The organism is Hymenobacter lapidiphilus (assembly GCF_013377885.1).
In the GTDB taxonomy this organism is placed as follows: Bacteria; Bacteroidota; Bacteroidia; order Cytophagales; family Hymenobacteraceae; genus Hymenobacter; species Hymenobacter lapidiphilus.
In genome coordinates this window covers 98,344-116,555 of sequence record NZ_JABKAU010000008.1, presented here as the reverse complement: position 1 = coordinate 116,555, position 18,212 = coordinate 98,344, and the positions used below count along the sequence as shown (strand labels likewise).

Below are 18,212 nucleotides of genomic sequence, written 5' to 3'. Positions count from 1 at the left end.
GATGTAGGGGTAACCAAAGCCCGGCGGCCTTACGTGCCAGGAAAACAACTGCCCCCTTAAGTCCCTGGCTACTCTTGCTACTTCTCCCAGCGGCCCTCCACGTTTTCCATGTACTTATCGGCCGAGCCGGTATTGAGCAGCAGGATTTGCTCGCCGGGGGCAATCCAGCCCGAGGCTAGCAGCTTGCGGGCCGCCAGCCAGACGGCTCCGCCCTCGGGTGCTACCAACAGGCCTTCGTGACGGGCCAGCTCGCGCATACCTTCTATCATTTCCTCATCGGTTATGCTTAGCGCCGTGCCGTTGGATTCGGCCAGCACGCGCAACATCATTTTCTCGCCCATCGGGTGGGGTACGGCCAAGCCGTTGGCAATGGAAGGACGGCCGATATAAGCGTGGCAGTTGGCCTGCTGGCCGGTATAAGTAGCTACCAGCGGCTGGCAGGCGTCGGCCTGCACGGCTACCATGCGGGGCAGTTTGGCATCGGGGGCCAGCCAGCCCAGCTGCTGCATTTCGCGGAACGCTTTCCAGATACCGATGAGGCCAGTGCCGCCGCCGGCCGGGTACAGCAGTACGTCGGGCAGCTGCCAGTTGAGCTGTTCGGCCAGCTCGTAGCCCATGGTTTTCTTGCCCTCCAGGCGGTAGGGTTCTTTGAGGGTCGAAACGTCGAGCAACTCGCCATTGGCGTTGCGCTGGCGCACCCAAGCGGCACAGTCGTTGATGAGGCCGTCAATGAGCTGCACTTCGGCCCCGTACCAGTAACAGGCCTCCTTGAAGGCCTTGGGCGTGTGGCGGGGCATTGCCACCACGGCCCGCATACCTGCCCGGGCACAGTAGGCCGCCAGCGCCACGCCCGCATTGCCGGCCGTCGGGATGATGCAGCCGGTAGCGCCCAGCTCCTTGGCCTTGGAGACGGCCATACTCAGACCCCGGGCCTTAAACGAGCCAGTGGGGTTCTGGCCTTCATCCTTGAGCAGGAGGCTGGACAAGTCGTAGCGGCCGCCCAAGGTGGGCAGGTGCAGCAGCGGCGTCATTCCTTCGCCCAGGGTCACCTTGTTCTTGTCATCGAGCAGGGGCAGCAGGGCCCGGTAGCGCCACATAGAGGCATCGGCCGGGTTGATGGCGGCGGAACGGGAAAGCCGCTCCCGAAGGTCGTAGGTGGCCACCAGCGGCACCTGGTGGCACTCCGACACAAGCTGCATACGATGCGCAGAATGGGGCTGGCCGCACTCGGAGCATTCCAGTTCGTGCAGGCGGGTAAGGGTTTCGGTAGTCGGGTTCATAGGCAGAGAGTTGAACGCAAAATTCCCTGCCCTGTATGCCGAAAACAAATGGCTACTTGGAATAGGCCATGCCGTTTTGGAATAATACCGAGTGTTTAGTAGAAGGAACGTCATGCTGAGCGTAGTCGAAGCATCTCTACTGCAATGCTAACTCTGCCGACTGCAACGAAGCGGTAGAGATGCTTCGACTTCGCCTCCGGCTTCGCTCAGCATGACCGTTTTTTTCTCAGGCTTCTACCCCCCAGTACCTCCATAATACCGCCGCGCGAACTGCACGAAGGCCTTATAGGGCAGGTTGTTTTCGGTGCCTTTGCGCTGCACAAACTCAAAGTGGCGGACCAGGTTCAGGTCGAGGATGGGCACTTCGACCAGCTCGCCGGCGGCCAGCTCCTTGGTTACGGCCTGGCGGGGCAGGAAAGCCAGGCAGGTATCCACGCGGACGAAGTTCTTGAGGGCCTCGGTACCACCCAGGCGCACTTTCACCGGCAAATCGGCGAGGCGGATGCCCTTGGTGGCCAGCGCTTCTTCGAGCACGGCCAGCGTGCCCGAACCGGCTTCGCGCAGGGCCACGGGCGTGCGGAGCAGGTCGGCGGCCAGCAAAGGCTGACGCAGCAGTGGGTTGCGGCCCGAGCATACTGCTACTACCTCGTCGGTGAGCAGGGGCGTGTAGGTAACGTTGCTGACGCGGTGGATGCCTTCGATGATGCCCAGGTCGATTTCGTGGTCGAGCAGGGCCTTTAGTATATTTTCGGAGTTGCGGTTTTTGAGCGTGAGCCGGGTGTTGGGAAACTGGCCCAGGTAAGCCGAAAGCACCGGCGGAATCACGTAGAGCGAAATGGTGGTGCTGGCCCCGATGACCATATCGAGCGGGGGCGAGAAGGCGGGGCTGAGGGCCGCGAATTCGAGGTGCAGTTCGTGCTGCAGCTGGCGGGCCAGCAGCAGCTTCTGGTACAGCAGCTCGCCGGCCGGCGTGAGCTGCACGCTGTTGCCCAGCCGCTCGAACAGGCCCGTTTTGTAGTACTCCTCCAGCGCCCGTACCCGCTTGCTCACCGCCGACTGGCTCAGAAACAGCGTCTGGCCTGCTTTGGTAAAGCTGAGCTGGCGGGCAACTTCGAGGAAAACTTCGTGGGCTTGAGAGAGCATGGCGGCGGCAAATTACGGCGGTTTCGCGGGCGGGCGGCTCCGCCCCGTTGCCGCGGCCTGGATTTCTGCTTACCTTCTGCCTCCCAAACACTTCCGTTTATGCGCGCCGCCGACCTTCGCTACCTGTGTGCCTACCTCGTGCCGGCCTGCGTGGCCGCGGGCCTTGTATGGCGCGGCCCCTGGGCCTGGCTCACGCCGCTGTTCGTGTTCGGGTTGGTGCCACTGCTGGAGCTGGCAGTGCCGCCGCGTACCATAGTCAGCAGCGAGCCGGCAACTGCAGGGGCGCCGCACCATCCGTTCTTCGACTGGCTGCTGTACCTGTGCGTGCCGCTGCATGTGGGCCTACTGGTTTGGTACCTGGCCGTAGTTACGGGGGTACCACTGACGGGCACGGAAACGGCGGGGTTGGTGCTGAGCATGGGCATTTGCGGCGGTTCGCTGGGCATTAACGTGGCCCACGAGCTGGGGCACCGCAGCCGTGGCTACGAGCAGCGACTGGCACAGGTGCTGCTGGGCAGCGCCCTGTACCTACACTTTTTCATTGAGCACAACCGGGGCCACCACCGCCACGTGGCCACGCCCCTCGACCCCGCCACTTCGCGCTTCAACGAGCCGTTCTGGCAGTTTCTGCCGCGGGCTTTGGGGGGAGAATTCCGCTCGGCCTGGCATTTGGAGGCGGAGCGGTTGCGGCGGCTGGAGGTGCCGGCCTGGAGCGGCCAGAACCAGTTGCTGCGGTTTATGGCGGTGCAGCTGGCGGCCGTGGCGGTAGCAGGATTGATTTTTGGCCCGCTGGGACTACTGGCCTGGGCCGGCGCGGCGCTGGTGGGCGCGGTGCTGTTTCAGCTGGTAAACTACGTGGAACACTATGGCCTGCTGCGCCAACGCACGGCCGGCGGCGGCTACGAGCGGGTGCAGCCGCACCACTCCTGGAACTCGGAGCACGCCGTGGGCCGCATCCTGCTCTACGAGCTCACCCGCCACTCCGACCATCACTACCTGGCCTCGCGGCCCTACCACACCCTGCGCCACCAGCCGGCCTCGCCCCAGATGCCCACCGGCTACCCCGGCATGTTGCTGCTGGCTGCCGTGCCCCCGCTCTGGTTCCGGGTGATGAACCGGCGGGTGCCGACTGCTGCTGCCCAGTAGCGTTTTCCAGTGCAGGTGCATGCAGGAGGTTTTCAACCTATAGGCAGCAGAGCTTAGCCGGCGAAAAATACGCTGTTAACAGATTGTGTATTTGTTGCATTCAGGGCACTTTCGGAGTATTTTTGACAGATGTTTTGCCGGACGCAAGCGGCTTAATATGAGCCGCTTGTTTTGTCCGTCTTTCAAAGTTTTCTTCTATGATGAAACGTTTTCTCTTGCTAAGCTGGGCCAGCCTGCTAACCGTAGCCTCTTTTGAAGCGCGGGCCCAGGTTACACTTACGACCAGCCCTTACGTTGAAACCTTTGACGGGCTGGCCAGCGGCTTGCCCGCCGGCTTCGGCATTTACACCAATGCCGGTCCCAACCAGCTTGGTACCGCGGCCACGCTCACTACGGCCCCCACCACCTGGGGCAACAGCAGCGGCGCGTTCAAGAACTTCGCTTCGGCTACCGGCCTCAAAAGCACTGCTTCGTCGGCCGACCAGGCTGCCAGTCCTAACCGGGCGCTGGGCCTGCGCCAGACCGGCAGCTTCGGCGACGGTACCAGCACGGCCACCCCGCCCACCGGCGTTGGCCCGGCCTTTGTATTTCAGGTGGCCAACACGCTGGGCAAAACCGATTTCGAGCTGAATTTCCGGCTCCAGTCGCTCGACAGCACGATTGGGCGCACCGCTACCTGGCAGGTCGAGTACGGCTTTGGAGCTACGCCCGCAGCCTTTACGGCGGTAGGCACTACGGCCACCACCGGCCCGTTCTTCGCCAACGCTGCTCTTAAAGTCGGCTTCGGCGGGGCGCTCGACAACAAGGCCGGGCCCATCTGGATCCGGATTGTGGCCCCCACGCCCACTACGGGCCCCGGCAGCCGCCCCAGCTCGGCCATCGACGACTTTACCCTCAGCTGGAACGCCAACCCCAACGCGCCGGTGCTGGCCGTGGCCCCGGCCACACTCGATTTCGGCCAGCAAACCGTTAATGTCCCTTCAGCCCCGCGCACCTTCACGCTTACCGGCACCCGGCTGACGGCCGCTGCTACCGTACGCACTGCGGCCCCGTTCGCTGTTTCGAAGGACGGAACGACGTTCGATACCACCACGGTGTACTCGGTGGCCGAGCTGGCCCAGCCCCGGCTGGTGTACGTGCGCTTTACACCCACCACCCTGGGCCAGGCCAGCGGCGCCGTAAGCGGCGTGACCAACGTCCGGAGCCCCGGCGCAACCAGTCGCGATGTAGCACTTAGCGGCAGCGGCAACGACCTCACGCAGACGGTATTTAATTTCAATGCCTGCACCAGCTCCACGGCCCTTGCTGATGGCTGGGTGCAGTTCAGCGTAACGGGCACCCAGACCTGGGCCTGCACCAGCTTCGGGCGCAACCCCACCGACCCCACCGACTCGTCTCCCAACCCCAGTGCCGTGCAGATGAACGGCTTTGCCAACGGCGGCAACGTGGCCAACGAGGACTGGTTGATTTCGCCCGCCCTCAACCTGACCAGCACCAGCTTCCCGCTACTATCTTACTGGACCCGCACGGCCTTCAATGGCCCAGGTCTGCGCCTGCTGGTTTCTACCACTTACCCCGGCACCGGCAGCCCCAACGCCAGCGGCGTAACCTGGACCGATTTGAGCGCCAACTTCCCCGCCCAGAACTCGAATGTGTGGCAAAACAACAGCCTCGACCTGAGCGGCTACAAGCGGGGCGGCGTATACGTGGCCTTTGTGTACACCTCGACCACCAACGGGGCCGCCCGCTGGAGCCTGGACGATGTGGTGCTCACCAATTCGGCCACGCCCTCGGCGCCCACCGTGCGCCTGAGCACCCAGAACCTGGCTTTCGGTTACCAGCCGGTGAACACGCCGGCGTACCGGAACATTGTACTGACGACCACCAACCTGACCGGCCCGCTGACCGTGACGTCGCCCGACGCGGCGTTTCAGCTCTCGAAAGACAGCCTCGTATTCAGCCCCAGCCTCACCTACACCCAGGCCGAGGCCAGCAACCGCCAACTACCGATTCGGGTGCGGTTCCTGCCCACGCGGGCCGCTGCCGATTATGCCGCTACGCTGAGCGTGTCCACGGCCAACGTGCCGACGCTGACTCCGAACCTGCGCGGCAACACCTACGACGCGACGAAAACCCTGGAGGTAGTGAACTGGAACGTGGAGTGGTTTGGCTCGACGGTTTCGGGCCAGGGGCCGACTGATGTGGAGCTGCAGCAAACCAACGTAGCGGCTATTCTCAAGACCCTCGCCGCCGATGTGTATGCGCTGCAGGAAGTGGTGGACACGGTGCGCCTGCGCAACCTGGTAGCCACCCTTTCAGCGCAATCGGGCGTACAGTACGCCTACAAAACCGCCGATTTTGGCTCGCGTGCCGACGATGCCGCCGACTCCGATTATGCCTCTACGCAGAAGCTGAGCTTTATTTACCGCCCGGATGTGGTGCGGCCGGTGAAATTTGAAGGGCTGCTGCGCTGCCCGGAGTCGCAGAACTGTCCCGCCTTCAATGCCTGGTCGTCGGGCCGCTTTCCGTACCTAATGGCTGCCGACGTTACGCTCGATGGCCGGACGCAGCGCGTCAACTTCGTGAACATTCATGCCAAGGCGAACATATCGGCTACTTCGGCCAACGACTACGCCCGCCGCAAAGCAGGGGTTGAGCAGCTGAAAACCCTACTCGACACCAGCTACCCCGGCTCCAGCACGCTGGTGCTCGGCGACTTTAACGACGTGCTCGAAGGCACCATTGCTTCCGGCGTTACGCCGGCCGTATCGTCGTACAACGTCTTCGTAGCCGACCCCAACTACGTGGCTCTCACCCTGCCACTGGCCCGGGCCGGTGCCCAAAGCACAGTGGGATTCGGGACGGTGATTGACAACGTGCTAGCCACCAAGCCCATGGCCACCTACTACATCAACGGCTCGGCCGCCATCCGCACCGACCTGGCCGCTGGCGTTGCCAACTACGCCAACACCACCACCGACCACTACCCGGTGTTCACGCGCTTCTCGCTGACGCAGACGCCGCTGGCCACCACCCGCGCCACGGCCACCGCCCCGCTGAACCTGTACCCCAACCCGGCCACCAGCAGCATCCGGTTTGAATTGCCGGAAACCGGCCGCAACCTACGCCTGAGCGTGTACACCACCACAGGCCGCCTCGTGCTGGAAGGCACTGGCTCGGTTGAACAGCTAAATAAACAGTTGAGCCAGCGCATAGCCGGCCTAAGCAACGGCCTCTACGTGGTGCGCGTAGTAGGCGCGAAGCAGACCTACGTAAGCCGCTTCCAGAAGCAGTAAACGCTTTGGCAGCTTGAGTACGAAAAGCGCCCCGGCCAGTTGGTCGGGGCGCTTTTTGTTAGGTTGGATTTGGGTTGTAAGAACGGCCGTAGCGCGAACCGAAGGACAGCGCTACCAACTCCTGCACCAGCGCCCAGCCAGCCGGCCACAATTCCAGTCCCGATTCGGAGTTGAGGTGACCCAGCGCCCCCACGTTCGCCAGCCGGCTACCCCAGGCAGCGGCAAACTCCCGGGCACGGGCCAGGGTCACGTACTCGTCGTTTTCGCTGGCTACCACGATGCTGGCAAACGGCAGCCGCGCCAGTGGCATGGGCGCAAACCCGCGCACCTCGGGCAGTTGCTCCCGCTGGTCTACATCGGCGGGGCCGACGAGCAGGGCCCCGGCCACGGGGCGGGCGGCGGTGGCGGCCCAGTGCGCTACCGTGGCGCAGGCCAGGCTGTGGGCCACCAGCACCACCGGCCCCGGCGCAGCAGAAACGGCAGCATCCAGGGCAACTACCCAGTCGGTACAAATAGGGTGCTGCCAGTCGCGCTGCTCCACGCGCCGGCAGCCATACTGCTGCTCCCAACGGGTTTGCCAGTGCGCCGGACCGGAACTGCCCAGGCCGGGAACGGTGAGGATAGTAACGGCTTGCATGGCCCGAATGTACGCCACCCGCGTATCTTTAGGCTACACCTGCCGCCCGCTGCCATGCCCGTCATCACCCACATTTCCCAACTCGCCCCCGACCAGACTTACACCTATGCCGATTACCTGACTTGGCGGCTAGATGAGTTCGTAGAGCTGATTAAAGGTAAGGTGCGGCTGATGAACCCAGCGCCGCGGGTCGTGCATCAGCGCCTATCCAGCCGGTTTATGGGGCTGATTTATCAGCAACTAGCTAGTGGCAAATGCGAGGTTTTTCATGCGCCTTTCGATGTGCGGCTTACCAAAATGTCGGCCAATGGCGATGCCCAGGTAACCACCGTAGTACAACCCGATATCTGCGTAGTGTGTGACCCAACTAAGCTGGACGAAAAAGGATGCGTAGGCCCGCCTGACTGGATTATTGAAATCCTGAGTCCTGGCAATCTGGCCCGCGACACGAAGGAAAAATTTGACCTCTACGAAGAAAACGAGGTGCCGGAATACTGGATTGTATCACCCGGCGAGAAGAGCATCACGGTGTACGTATTGCGTGAAGGCTGCTACCAAGTTCATGGCGAATACTTCGAGCCGGGCCAGATTGGCTGCCACACGCTGCCGGGGCTGGAGATGGAGTGGGCGGAGGTGTTTGCGGGGGTGTGAGGCAACGCTTTATTGTTCTTCTGGGAACACTTCGACTATTCTAAATCTAACATCCCATTCTTCTTTGATTATCAGTTGGACACACTCTGGACTGTCCCAAGTCATCTGCCTCATATATTCTACCAGAGGCTTTATCTCAAAATGATTAAAAGCTCCCAACAGAATATTGCATTCTAAATATTTCGTGCCGCCATACCACGATTCTGGAAGCTTCTCATCTTTAACGGAAGTGATGTTGAACGGAAGGTTTCGATAGGTAAACTTCCTTAGTTGCTCAATAACTCCTTTGCTGTCTTCGCTAGAATTGAAGGCTATCATCAGGTTGGTCACTCGACTCATTACAATTCGCTTTAGGTTCTCCACCAAACATACACAACAGCCCCCTATCCATCTCCCTTTTTCTATACCTTACGGCGCCTATCCTTCCTCCCTGCTATGCTACTCTCCCGAATTGCCCGCCAGCCGCTGCTGGTGTTGCTGGCGCTGCTTGGTTTCGCCTGCTCGCGCTCGGAGGAGGGCGCGACTGACCCCAACGGTGCGGAAATAGACCCGTACCAGAACATCGTGTTCCAGTTTGCAGATGCGGTAGTGGGGCCCGAGCAGCTGGACCGCTGGGATACCACCCGGGTAGTGGCGTTTGAGCCGGCCATGCGCGGCAAGTTCAAGTGGACGACGGACCGGGAGCTGGTGTTTTCGCCCAACGTGCCGCTGCGGCCCAGCACGGCTTTCATAGCTAAACTGCGCCCCGAGGCGCTGCCCGAAGGCACGCGCCGGGGCACCGAGCTACCCGAAGACCGTCAGAAATTCCATACGCCTTACCTGGCGCTGCAGGCTCCTCAGGCCTTCTGGGCGCGCTCGGAACGGGCCGCGGGCACGGCCGAGCTGCGGGTGGAACTGCCCTTCAACTACGCCGTGAAGCCCGCCGACGTGAAGCCGCTGCTGCGCCTGACCCAGGACGGCGAGCCGGTGGCTTTCGAGGTAGTTGGCGGCGAGGCGGGCCAGCAGGTGCGCCTGGCGCTTAAGCAGCAGCTGCGGCCCGGTTCGCCCCTGAAACTGGCGTTGGCCCCCGGCCTGAGCGCGGTGGGTAGCGACCTTCCGACCGACCAAACCACCGAAACCGAGCTTACCGTGCCCGACCCCCAGGCGCTGGAAGTAACGGCCATCAACGGCACGCTGCAAGGCGCCGACCCGGTTATCACCATCCAGACCAACCAGCCGGTGAGCGGGATGGACATGCGCAGCGCTGTGGCCGTGTCGCCGCAGGTGGCCTTTGAGGTGGAGGAACTGGAAAGCGGCGTGCGCCTCAAAGGCGGCTTCGAAGTGGGCAAAAGCTACCAGGTGCGCCTGAGCAGCGGTTTGCGCGGCAGCCTGGGCGGGCAGCTGAACGACGATGTGACGCAGACCGTGAGCTTCTCAGACGAGCGGCCCACCATCAGCTTTGCCAGCGCCGACAAGGCCCTGTACCTCGACGCGCTGGGTTCCCGCAACCTGGGCATCCGCATCAACGAGGTGGACAAAGTGCAGGTGACTATTGCCAAAGTGTACGCCAACAACATCCAGCAGCTGTTGCGCGGCGGCAGTCAGTACGGCTACCCCGAGTACGATGGCGAGGACGGCGAGAGCAACCAGGACGAAAACGGCGAGTACGTGGACCGCTCGTTCCAGTACTACGACGTGGAGAACCTGGGCAACGTGCTGTCGGACCGCACCTATACGGTGGCCGGCATGCCCAAGGAGCAGGGGTTGCGGCTGCTGAATCTGAGTTTGAAAGACCTGGAGTTTTCGGCGGGCCTCAAGGGGCTCTACGTGATACGTGTGCAGGACACCGAGCGGCAGTGGCTGCAGGTGAGCAAGCTGGTGGCCGTGTCGGATATCGGCCTGATTGTGAAGACCGGTGCGGCCGGCAGCACGATGGTATTTGCCAACTCGATTCGGGAGGCGAAGGCACTGAGCGGCTTGGAAATCAGCTACCTGAGTACCAACAACCAGATAATGGGCACCGGCGTAACCAACGGCGCGGGCGTAGCCAAGTTCGACTCGACGGCCCAGAACGCGCGGTTCCGGCTGGGCATGGTGGTGGCCCGCCGCGGCGACGACTTCACGTTTCTGGACCTGAACCGGAGCCGGGTGGAAACCTCGCGCTTCGAGGTGGGCGGCCTGCAAAGCAACGCTGCCCGCTACCAGGCCTTCCTCTACGGCGACCGGGATTTGTACCGCCCCGGCGACACCATCCAGACCAACACCGTGGTGCGCACCGAAACCTGGCAGGCGCCCCCCAAAGGCCTCCCGCTGAAGGTGCGCCTGCTGCTACCCACCGGCAAGGAGTACGCCAGCCTGCAAAAAACCCTCAGCCCCGAGGGCAGCACCGAGGCCCGCTTCCTACTGCCCCCCAGCGTGATGACGGGCCTCTACACGCTTGAAATCCTGACGGCCAACGACGTGTTGCTGACTTCGCGCCAGCTCTCGGTGGAAGAGTTTATTCCGGACCGCCTGAAGGTGACGGTGAAAGCCAGCCGGGCCGTGGTGAAGCCCGACCAGACCGTGCAGGCCCAGATTACGGCCCAGAACCTGTTCGGACCGCCCGCTGCCGACCGCAAGTTTGAGGTGGAGTTTTCGCTCAAGGAAAAGCGCTTCCAGCCCAAAGAATACGCCGGCTACAGCTTCGCCATCAACAGCGGCGACCGGCGGCGCGGCAACTACGGCAGCCTGGAATCGACCCCGATTTCCGACCGCTTCGAGAAAACCGTGCGCGAAGGCACCACCGACGCCGCCGGCCGCGGCACCGCCACCTACCAGGTGCCCGACTACCCCGATTTGGGCACTTTGGAAGGCGCGGCTTTCACGACCGTATTCGATGAAACCGGCCGCCCCGTGAACCGCTTCGCCACCTTCGAGGTGCAGACGCAGGCGGTGATGTTCGGGGTGAAAAACCTGGGCGAGCTGGTGAAAACCCGCGACGAGGTACCCGTAGAGCTGGTGGCCCTCACGCCGGCCGGCAAACCCACCAGCGCCATCGCCCGGGTAGAGGTAATCCGGATGCTGTGGGAAACCGTGATTGAGCGCCGCGGCGGCCGGTATAGCTACAACTCGCAAAAGCGCGAGGAAACCGTTTTGAGACGCAACGTGGAAGTTTCCGGCAGCGGTATCAACGCCAACCTGGGCTTCGCGCCGCAGTATTCGGGCGAGTACGAAATCCGGGTTTCGCGGCCCGGCGCGGCTACTTACGTATCCCAGCGGGTGTACGCCTACGGTTACGGCGACACCCAGAGCAACTCCTTCGAGGTGAACAACGAGGGCGAAGTAACCATTGAGGCCGACCAAGACAAGTACGAGCCCGGCCAGACCGCCCACCTGCTGCTCAAAACGCCCTTTCCCGGCCGCGTGCTGGTAACGGTGGAGCGGGACCGGGTGCTCGACCATTTCTACGTGGATACCGATGAGAAATCGGCTAAGGTGGACATCCCGATTCGCGGCGGCCACGTGCCCAACATCTACGTAACGGCCACCGCCATCCGCCCCATCAAAGACAACCGCCTGCCCCTGACCGTGGCCCGCGGCTTCGTGCCGCTGACGGTGGAAAAGCCCGGCTCGCGGCTGTCCGTCGCCATTAAAGCGCCGGAGTTGAGCCGCTCGCAAACCATGCAAACCATTGAGGTAAGCACCGCCCCCGGCGCCCAGGTTACGCTGGCCATGGTGGATGAAGGCATCTTGCAGATGAAGGATTTCCGCACGCCCGACCCGCACGGCTACTTCTACCAGAAACGCGCCCTCGAAGTGGCGGCCCACGACGTGTACCCCTTCCTGCTGCCCGAACTCGGCACCAGCTCCACCGGCGGCGACGGTTACGACCTGGCGCGCCGCACCACGCCCGTGCCCTCGCGCCGCGTGAAGCTACTGGCCAAGTGGAGCGGCGTGCTCACGGCCGACGCCAGCGGCAAGGTTAGCTACAAGCTGCAAGTGCCCCAGTTCAGCGGGGCCATCCGCATCATGGCCGTGGCCTACAAGGGCGACGCCTTCGGCTCGGCCGAGCACACCATGCGCGTCGCCGACCCGGTGGTTATTTCCACGGCCCTGCCCCGCTTCCTCAGCCCCGGCGACACGATTGATGTGCCGGTAACGCTGACAAATACAACTAATGAAATAATAAAAGGTCGAGCAGGCTTGAGAGTTAAGAATAATGCCTCTAATGCTAGGGTTGAAATTTTCGCATCTGAAAATTTTAATACTGTCGAAGTAAAAGATGTTACGTCTACTTCCATTATTGGAGAAGTAATCTTAGGGCATGATACTCGCGAAAAGGAAGTGTACGAGCGAAGACTTGTTTTCCGTCTTGTTGCTTTTACACCAGGCGTATTAGAGTTGGAATCAGTGATGGATTCTGACGCGGGGAAATTCACTGAAACCATTGAAATCCCCGTGCGGCCGGCCTCGCCTTTGCAGAAGCGCACTGGCAGCGGGGTGCTGGCGGGCGGCGGCAAGGCGCAGCAGCTCAATCTGAAGACCGATTTCATGGCGGCCTCGTTGCGGAGCCAACTGGTGGTGAGCCGCTCGCCAATGGCCGAGTTTGCCAAGGATTTGCGCTACCTGTTGCAGTACCCCTACGGCTGCCTGGAGCAAACCGTGTCGGCCGCCTTCCCGCAGCTTTACTACGGTGATTTGGTGGCGACGCTGGGCCAGAAAACCGGCGTTAAAGGCAAGGCGGGCCAGTTCAATCCCAACTACCACGTGCAGGAGGCCATTCGCAAAGTGGAGGCCCAGCAGATGTACAACGGCAGCCTCAGCTACTGGCCCGGCGGCGACTACGACAACTGGTGGGCCACGGCCTACGCCGCCCACTTCCTGCTGGAAGCCCGGCAGGCCGGTTTCGCGGTGAACAAGAACGTGCTCGACCGGGTGCTCGGCTACCTCGAAACCCGCACCCGCCAGCGCGAAACCGAAACCTACAACATCATCCAGACCGGCGGCGTAATCCGGCCCGTCACGCTGGCCAAAAAGGAAATCCCGTACTCGCTCTACGTGCTAGCCCTGGCCGGCCGGCCCACCCCCGTGGCCCTCAACTACTACAAGGCCAACCGCCCCCTGCTGGCCGACGATTCGCGCTACCTGCTGGCGGCGGCCTTCGCCCTGAGCGGCAACCAGCGCGCTTTCCAGCAGACGGTACCCGCCCGCTACGGCGTGGCCCCCAGCATCGCGCGCCGCGAGCTAGGCGGCTCCTTCTCCTCGCCCATCCGCGACATGGCCCTGGTGCTCAACGCCCTGCTCGCCGCCGACCCCGGCAACCCGCAGGTCGTTGGTCTGAGCCGGCAGCTGAGTCGCCGCGTGCAGCAGGCAGGCTGGCTGAGCACCCAGGAACGGGCTTTCTCGCTGCTGGCGCTGGGCAAACTAGCCAAGAGCAACGCCAACAGCACCGCCACCGCCCAGTTGCTGGCCGACGGCAAGAACATCGGCGCCTTCACCGGCAAAGACCTGACGGTTAGCAACGTGTCCAACCGCCAAATCACGTTGAAGCCCGCCGGCAAAGGCAGCCTCTACTACTTCTGGGAGCTGGAAGGCATTTCGCCGACCGGCCGCGTGGCCGAGGAAGATGCCTACCTGCTGGTGCGCCGCCAGTTCCTGGACCGCAACGGCAACCCGCTGGGCTCGGTCACCTTCCGCCAGAACGATTTGGTAGTGGTGCGTATCACAATTCAGTCGGCCGAAAGTGCCGGGGACGTGCCCAACGTGGCCATAACCGACCTGCTGCCCGCCGGCCTCGAAATTGACAACCCCCGCATCGGGGCCGTCCGTGAGCTGGCCTGGGCCAAGGACGCCGCCCAACCCGACTACCTCGACGTGCGCGACGACCGCCTGAACATTTTCACCACCGCCACCCCCAAACCCAAGGCGTTCTACTACCTGGCCCGCGCCGTCAGCAAAGGCACCTTCCGCCTCGGCCCCGTCAGCGCCGACGCCATGTACAACGCCGAGTACCACAGCTACAGCGGCGCCAGCGTGGTGCGGGTGCGGTAAAGGCTGTGGCTCGGACCTCAGGTCGGGCCATATTATCTTGCTGCTTTCTTCTACTATCATGACCAATTTCTGGCCGAACCTTACTTTTTACTTGCTTGTAGGGCTGTTTTGTGTACTGCCGGTGTTCGTGGTGGCCTTCAAAACGATACGCGCCGGCCTCACCCGCATCCGGCCTCAACAGCCGCATCCGAAACGCTGGGCGGCGTTAACGGCCATTATGGCGACGCCGCTGCTCTGCTGGGCCGGCATCCACGCGGTGCTTTTCTATGTGTACTACTATCCGCATCGGTCCTTTGATCCGAGCGGTTGGGAGGTTGCCCCAAATAAACGCTACGAGATGGTCGACGAGTTACAGGCTTCACGCCGGCTCATCGGCCTTGATTCAACCCAGGTTTCCGCCCTGCTTGGTCCAGCATACCATCAGGATGAAGCCTCCTGGAGCTATAACCTGGGCATAAGGCCCGGACTGGGTCTTTCTGACGGACAAGTTTTAGTGCTCGAATTCAGCGGCGACAAAGTTCTCCGTACTCGCACTTATGAGAACTGAAGCAACTTACTGCTACCAACTTCCTGACTTTTTACTCTCGTCGTGAACTACCTCATCTACCTGGCCCACGGCCCGGCCGCCATCAAGCACGAGGCCCTATACAGCCTGCTAACGTACTTCGAGGTAGCCCCCGCGCCGCCGGCTACGGTGCTGGTGTACACTGACACGCCCGACGTGTTTCGGCAGGTGCTCGGCGAGCGGGCCGATGTACTGTATCCGGCCGTAACGGCCGAGCAGTGGCGGGCCTGGCGCGGCGCGGCCGATATGGTGTACCTGCTCAAAATCGGGGTGCTCGAACACGCAGCGGCCCATTACCACGGCAACCTGCTGTTCACCGATACCGATACGCTGTGGCAGCGCGACCCAAGCCCCATTTTCGTCCAGATTGCGGAAGGAGCCCGGTTTATGCACCTTGATGAGGGCGTAATGCGCACCGGCAACCTGCTTAGCCGCAAGGTGTACCGCCGGTTGCAGGGCCGCGAGTTTGCGGTGGGCGCGGGCCGGGTGCGCATCGGCCCCGATACGCGGCTCTACAACTCCGGCATCATAGGTTTTCGGAGTGAGGATGCGGTATTGCTGGGCGATATTACGCCCCTGGCCGACCAGCTCTACGCCACCTACCACAAGCACATGATGGAACAGCTGGCCACCGGCCTGCGCCTAGGCCTCGACAGCCCTCTGCGCGAGGCGGCCCCCTACGTGCTTCACTACTGGAACCTGAAAGCCATCCGTCCGGCCCTGACGCGGGTGTTCGAGCAGTACGCCGGCCAGGACCTGCCCACCCTGCGCCACCACCTCGACGCGCTGGACATTGCCGGCCAGCACACCGCTGAGTTGGCCTACCGGGAGTTGCCCGGCTGGCACCGCACGCTGCTGAAACTACTGGGCCGGCAGTGGCGGATAGCAGGCGGAGCGGAGTAGCGCCAGAAACGGCCGCTACACTCCAAGGCCGACAGCAAGCAGGCCGAAGCAACCAGTACCTTACCCTTATGAAACGGCGCACCGCCATTCGCACTTTGGAAATCCTGGCCGGGCTGGCGTTGCTGCTGCTGGCTCTCGACCGGCTATTTCCGCTGCCGCCGGCCCCGCGCTACTCGCCCATCGTGCTGGCCGCCGATGGCACCGTGCTGCACGCCTACCTCAACCCCACCCAGAAGTGGCGGATGAAAACCGAGCTAAGCGAGATTACGCCAGTACTACGCCAGACCATCATTGAAAAAGAGGACCGGTGGTTTCGCTGGCATTTTGGGGTGAACCCGCTGGCGCTGGTGCAGGCGGCCGGGCGCAACGTGTTCGGCCGGGGCCGCACAACAGGGGCCAGCACCATTACTATGCAGGTGGCGCGGCTGCTGGAGCCCAAGCCGCGCACGCTGGGCAATAAGCTGCTCGAAATGGCCCGTGCCACCCAACTCGAAGCCCACTACAGCAAGGATGAGCTACTGCAGCTCTACCTGAACCTGGTGCCCTACGGCGGCAATGTGGAGGGCGTTAAATCGGCCGCCCTGCTTTACTTCCAGCAGCCGCCCAACTTCCTTTCCCTGGCCCAAACCGTCACGCTGGCCATCATCCCCAACCGCCCCCGGGGCCTGGTACTGGGCGTTAATAACGAGGCCGTGCGCCGCGAGCGGAACCGCTGGCTCCGCCGTTTCGGGGCCAGTGGGCTGTTTGCCCGGCAGGATATTGAAGATGCCTTGCTGGAGCCGCTGGATGTGCGCCGCCACGCCGCCCCTACGCTGGCCCCCCACCTGTCGCGGCGGCTGGTGCGGCAGTTTCCGCACGAGGCCATCATCCGCAGCAGCCTGCAGCGCGCCAAGCAAAGCCGCGCTGAGGAGCTGACCGGCAACTACGTGCGCCGTTTGCACGAGCTAGGCATTTCGCAGGCGTCGGTGCTGGTGGTGAACAACCGCACCCGGCAGGTGGAGGCCTACGTGGGCTCGGCCGATTTCCGCGACTTCCGGGGCCAGGGCCAGAACGACGGCGTAGTGGCGGTCCGCTCGCCCGGCAGCACCCTCAAGCCCTTCCTCTACGCCCTGGCGCTGGATCGGGGCCTCGTAACGCCCAAGCTGCAGCTGCCCGATGTGCCTACCAACTTCCAGGGCTACCGCCCTGAGAACTTCGACAAGCACTGCCAGGGCGAAGTAACGCTGGAGCGCGCTTTGGCCTTCTCGCTCAACATCCCGGCCGTGCGCGTGCTCCAGGACTACGGCGTGCCCGCTTTCACCGAAAAACTCCGGCAGGCCGGTTTCCAAAGCATCGCCCGCAACCGCGCCCGACTGGGCCTGAGCAGCATTCTGGGCGGCTGCGGAGCGAGTCTGGAAGAATTGACCGGACTGTACGCGGCGCTGGCGAACGGGGGCGAGTATGCGGCGTTGGGGCTGACCCCACCCCCTAACCCCCTCCCCAAAAGGGAGGGGGAACTAGAGCTTAGTTCTTCATCTACCTCTAAAAAACTAAAAGCTAGTCCCCCCTCCTTTTCGGGGAGAGGGCCAGGGGGTGGGGTTGATGTGAGGGCGCAACGTGGGGTCCCGCTCACTTCCCCCGCCGCTGCGTTCCTCGTCACCGACATCTTGAGCCAGCTGACCCGGCCCGACTTGCCACTGGGGGCGGCTCGCAGCACCCGGCTGCCTAAAATTGCCTGGAAAACCGGCACCAGCTACGGCCGCCGCGACGCCTGGAGCATTGGCTACAACCGCGACTATACTATTGGGGTGTGGGTGGGCAACTTCAGCGGCCAGGGTAGCCCGGCCCTCACTGGCTCCGATGTGGCCACGCCCCTGCTTTTCGACCTGTTCAACGCCCTGGCCTACAACTCGCCCAACGACTGGTTCGTGCCGCCCGCCAGCCTCGATTTCCGGCTGGTATGCACCGAAACCGGCCTTGTGCCCGGCGAGAACTGCCCCGACCAGGTAATCGACTACTTCCTGCCCAACCAAAGCTCGGGGCGGCGCTGCCAGCACCAGCGCGAGGTGCTGGTGTCGGCCGATGGGGGCTATACCTACTGCCGGGCCTGCGCGCCAGCTGCTGGCTTCCGGCGCGAGCTGTACCCCAACCTGCTGCCCGAAGTGGCCGCCTATCGGGTAACCCAGGGCCTGCCGTACCGCCGCCTGCCGCCGCACAACCCCCAGTGCCAGCGGGCCAGCGGCGGCCCCGAGCGGGCGCCCACCATCACCTCGCCCACCCCCAACACCGAGTACGTACTCAATGCCCGCGAACAGCAGCAACTCCTGCTTAGCTGCACCACCGACGGCGAGGTGCGCCAGGTGTACTGGTACGTGAACGACCAGTTTCTGCGGGCCGCCGCGGCAACCGAGCGGGTATTTTTTCGCCCCCCGCCCGGACCCCTCAAAATCTCCTGCGCCGACGACCACGGCCGCAACACCGACGTACTGGTGACAGTGGCCGAAATGTAGCCTCAGAAGGCTTCCGATTAGATTTGGCTGTGCTGCTGGCGGCCCGCGCCACCCAATGGCCGGACCGACTGGCGCGGCCGCTGGGTGGCGCGG

General features: G+C 63.1%; 11 protein-coding genes. 7 read left to right on the top strand and 4 right to left on the bottom strand.

The window, feature by feature from the left end; all coding sequences use genetic code 11:
* Positions 1–77 precede the first annotated feature (77 nt).
* Both HW554_RS06215 and HW554_RS06210 read right to left on the bottom strand, forming a co-directional pair.
* Positions 78–1,280: a threonine synthase gene (locus HW554_RS06215; RefSeq protein WP_176907716.1), complete on the bottom strand. Its 1,203-nt coding sequence runs from the start codon at positions 1,278–1,280 to the stop codon at positions 78–80.
* Positions 1,281–1,514: 234 nt separating this feature from the next.
* On the bottom strand, positions 1,515–2,423 hold the full coding sequence (locus HW554_RS06210) for a LysR family transcriptional regulator (protein ID WP_176907715.1): 909 nt from the start codon (positions 2,421–2,423) through the stop codon (positions 1,515–1,517).
* A 99-nt stretch (positions 2,424–2,522) separates the two neighbouring features.
* Between HW554_RS06210 and HW554_RS06205 the strand changes: the two genes are divergently transcribed.
* Entirely contained in the window at positions 2,523–3,569 is a 1,047-nt protein-coding gene (locus tag HW554_RS06205) for an alkane 1-monooxygenase (protein ID WP_176907714.1), read from the top strand.
* A 200-nt stretch (positions 3,570–3,769) separates the two neighbouring features.
* Entirely contained in the window at positions 3,770–6,865 is a 3,096-nt protein-coding gene (locus HW554_RS06200) for a T9SS-dependent choice-of-anchor J family protein (protein ID WP_176907713.1), read from the top strand.
* 58 nt (positions 6,866–6,923) lie between these two features.
* Here the strand turns inward: HW554_RS06200 and HW554_RS06195 are convergent, their stop codons facing one another.
* On the bottom strand, positions 6,924–7,502 hold the full coding sequence (locus HW554_RS06195) for an RBBP9/YdeN family alpha/beta hydrolase (protein ID WP_176907712.1): 579 nt from the start codon (positions 7,500–7,502) through the stop codon (positions 6,924–6,926).
* A gap of 54 nt (positions 7,503–7,556) precedes the next feature.
* Here HW554_RS06195 and HW554_RS06190 point away from each other — a divergent pair, with 54 nt between their 5' ends.
* Positions 7,557–8,153 carry a Uma2 family endonuclease gene (locus HW554_RS06190; protein ID WP_176907711.1) on the top strand — a complete coding sequence of 199 codons (597 nt, stop codon included), beginning with the start codon at positions 7,557–7,559 and terminating at the stop codon, positions 8,151–8,153.
* A gap of 9 nt (positions 8,154–8,162) precedes the next feature.
* Here the strand turns inward: HW554_RS06190 and HW554_RS06185 are convergent, their stop codons facing one another.
* Positions 8,163–8,492 carry a hypothetical protein gene (locus HW554_RS06185; RefSeq protein WP_176907710.1) on the bottom strand — a complete coding sequence of 110 codons (330 nt, stop codon included), beginning with the start codon at positions 8,490–8,492 and terminating at the stop codon, positions 8,163–8,165.
* Between the two features lie 96 nt (positions 8,493–8,588).
* On the opposite strand from HW554_RS06185, the gene HW554_RS06180 reads away from it, so the two are divergent.
* The 4 genes from HW554_RS06180 to pbpC all read left to right on the top strand — a co-directional run bounded on the left by HW554_RS06180 (position 8,589) and on the right by pbpC (position 18,119).
* Positions 8,589–14,162 (top strand): alpha-2-macroglobulin family protein, encoded by a 5,574-nt coding sequence (locus tag HW554_RS06180; protein WP_176907709.1) that lies wholly within the window; start codon positions 8,589–8,591, stop codon positions 14,160–14,162.
* 58 nt (positions 14,163–14,220) lie between these two features.
* Positions 14,221–14,709 (top strand): hypothetical protein, encoded by a 489-nt coding sequence (locus tag HW554_RS06175; RefSeq protein WP_176907708.1) that lies wholly within the window; start codon positions 14,221–14,223, stop codon positions 14,707–14,709.
* A 42-nt stretch (positions 14,710–14,751) separates the two neighbouring features.
* Positions 14,752–15,630, top strand: a complete 879-nt coding sequence (locus tag HW554_RS06170; RefSeq protein ID WP_176907707.1) for a hypothetical protein — start codon at positions 14,752–14,754, stop codon at positions 15,628–15,630.
* 68 nt (positions 15,631–15,698) lie between these two features.
* On the top strand, positions 15,699–18,119 hold the full coding sequence (pbpC, locus tag HW554_RS06165; RefSeq protein ID WP_176907706.1) for a penicillin-binding protein 1C: 2,421 nt from the start codon (positions 15,699–15,701) through the stop codon (positions 18,117–18,119).
* Positions 18,120–18,212: the final 93 nt, after the last annotated feature.

Coding starts and splice junctions, on each gene's coding strand:
- HW554_RS06215 (WP_176907716.1), bottom strand. CDS start 1,280: ATGAACCCGACTACCGAAACCCTTACCCGCCTGCACGAACTGGAATGC.
- HW554_RS06210 (WP_176907715.1), bottom strand. CDS start 2,423: ATGCTCTCTCAAGCCCACGAAGTTTTCCTCGAAGTTGCCCGCCAGCTC.
- HW554_RS06205 (WP_176907714.1), top strand. CDS start 2,523: ATGCGCGCCGCCGACCTTCGCTACCTGTGTGCCTACCTCGTGCCGGCC.
- HW554_RS06200 (WP_176907713.1), top strand. CDS start 3,770: ATGAAACGTTTTCTCTTGCTAAGCTGGGCCAGCCTGCTAACCGTAGCC.
- HW554_RS06195 (WP_176907712.1), bottom strand. CDS start 7,502: ATGCAAGCCGTTACTATCCTCACCGTTCCCGGCCTGGGCAGTTCCGGT.
- HW554_RS06190 (WP_176907711.1), top strand. CDS start 7,557: ATGCCCGTCATCACCCACATTTCCCAACTCGCCCCCGACCAGACTTAC.
- HW554_RS06185 (WP_176907710.1), bottom strand. CDS start 8,492: ATGAGTCGAGTGACCAACCTGATGATAGCCTTCAATTCTAGCGAAGAC.
- HW554_RS06180 (WP_176907709.1), top strand. CDS start 8,589: ATGCTACTCTCCCGAATTGCCCGCCAGCCGCTGCTGGTGTTGCTGGCG.
- HW554_RS06175 (WP_176907708.1), top strand. CDS start 14,221: ATGACCAATTTCTGGCCGAACCTTACTTTTTACTTGCTTGTAGGGCTG.
- pbpC (WP_176907706.1), top strand. CDS start 15,699: ATGAAACGGCGCACCGCCATTCGCACTTTGGAAATCCTGGCCGGGCTG.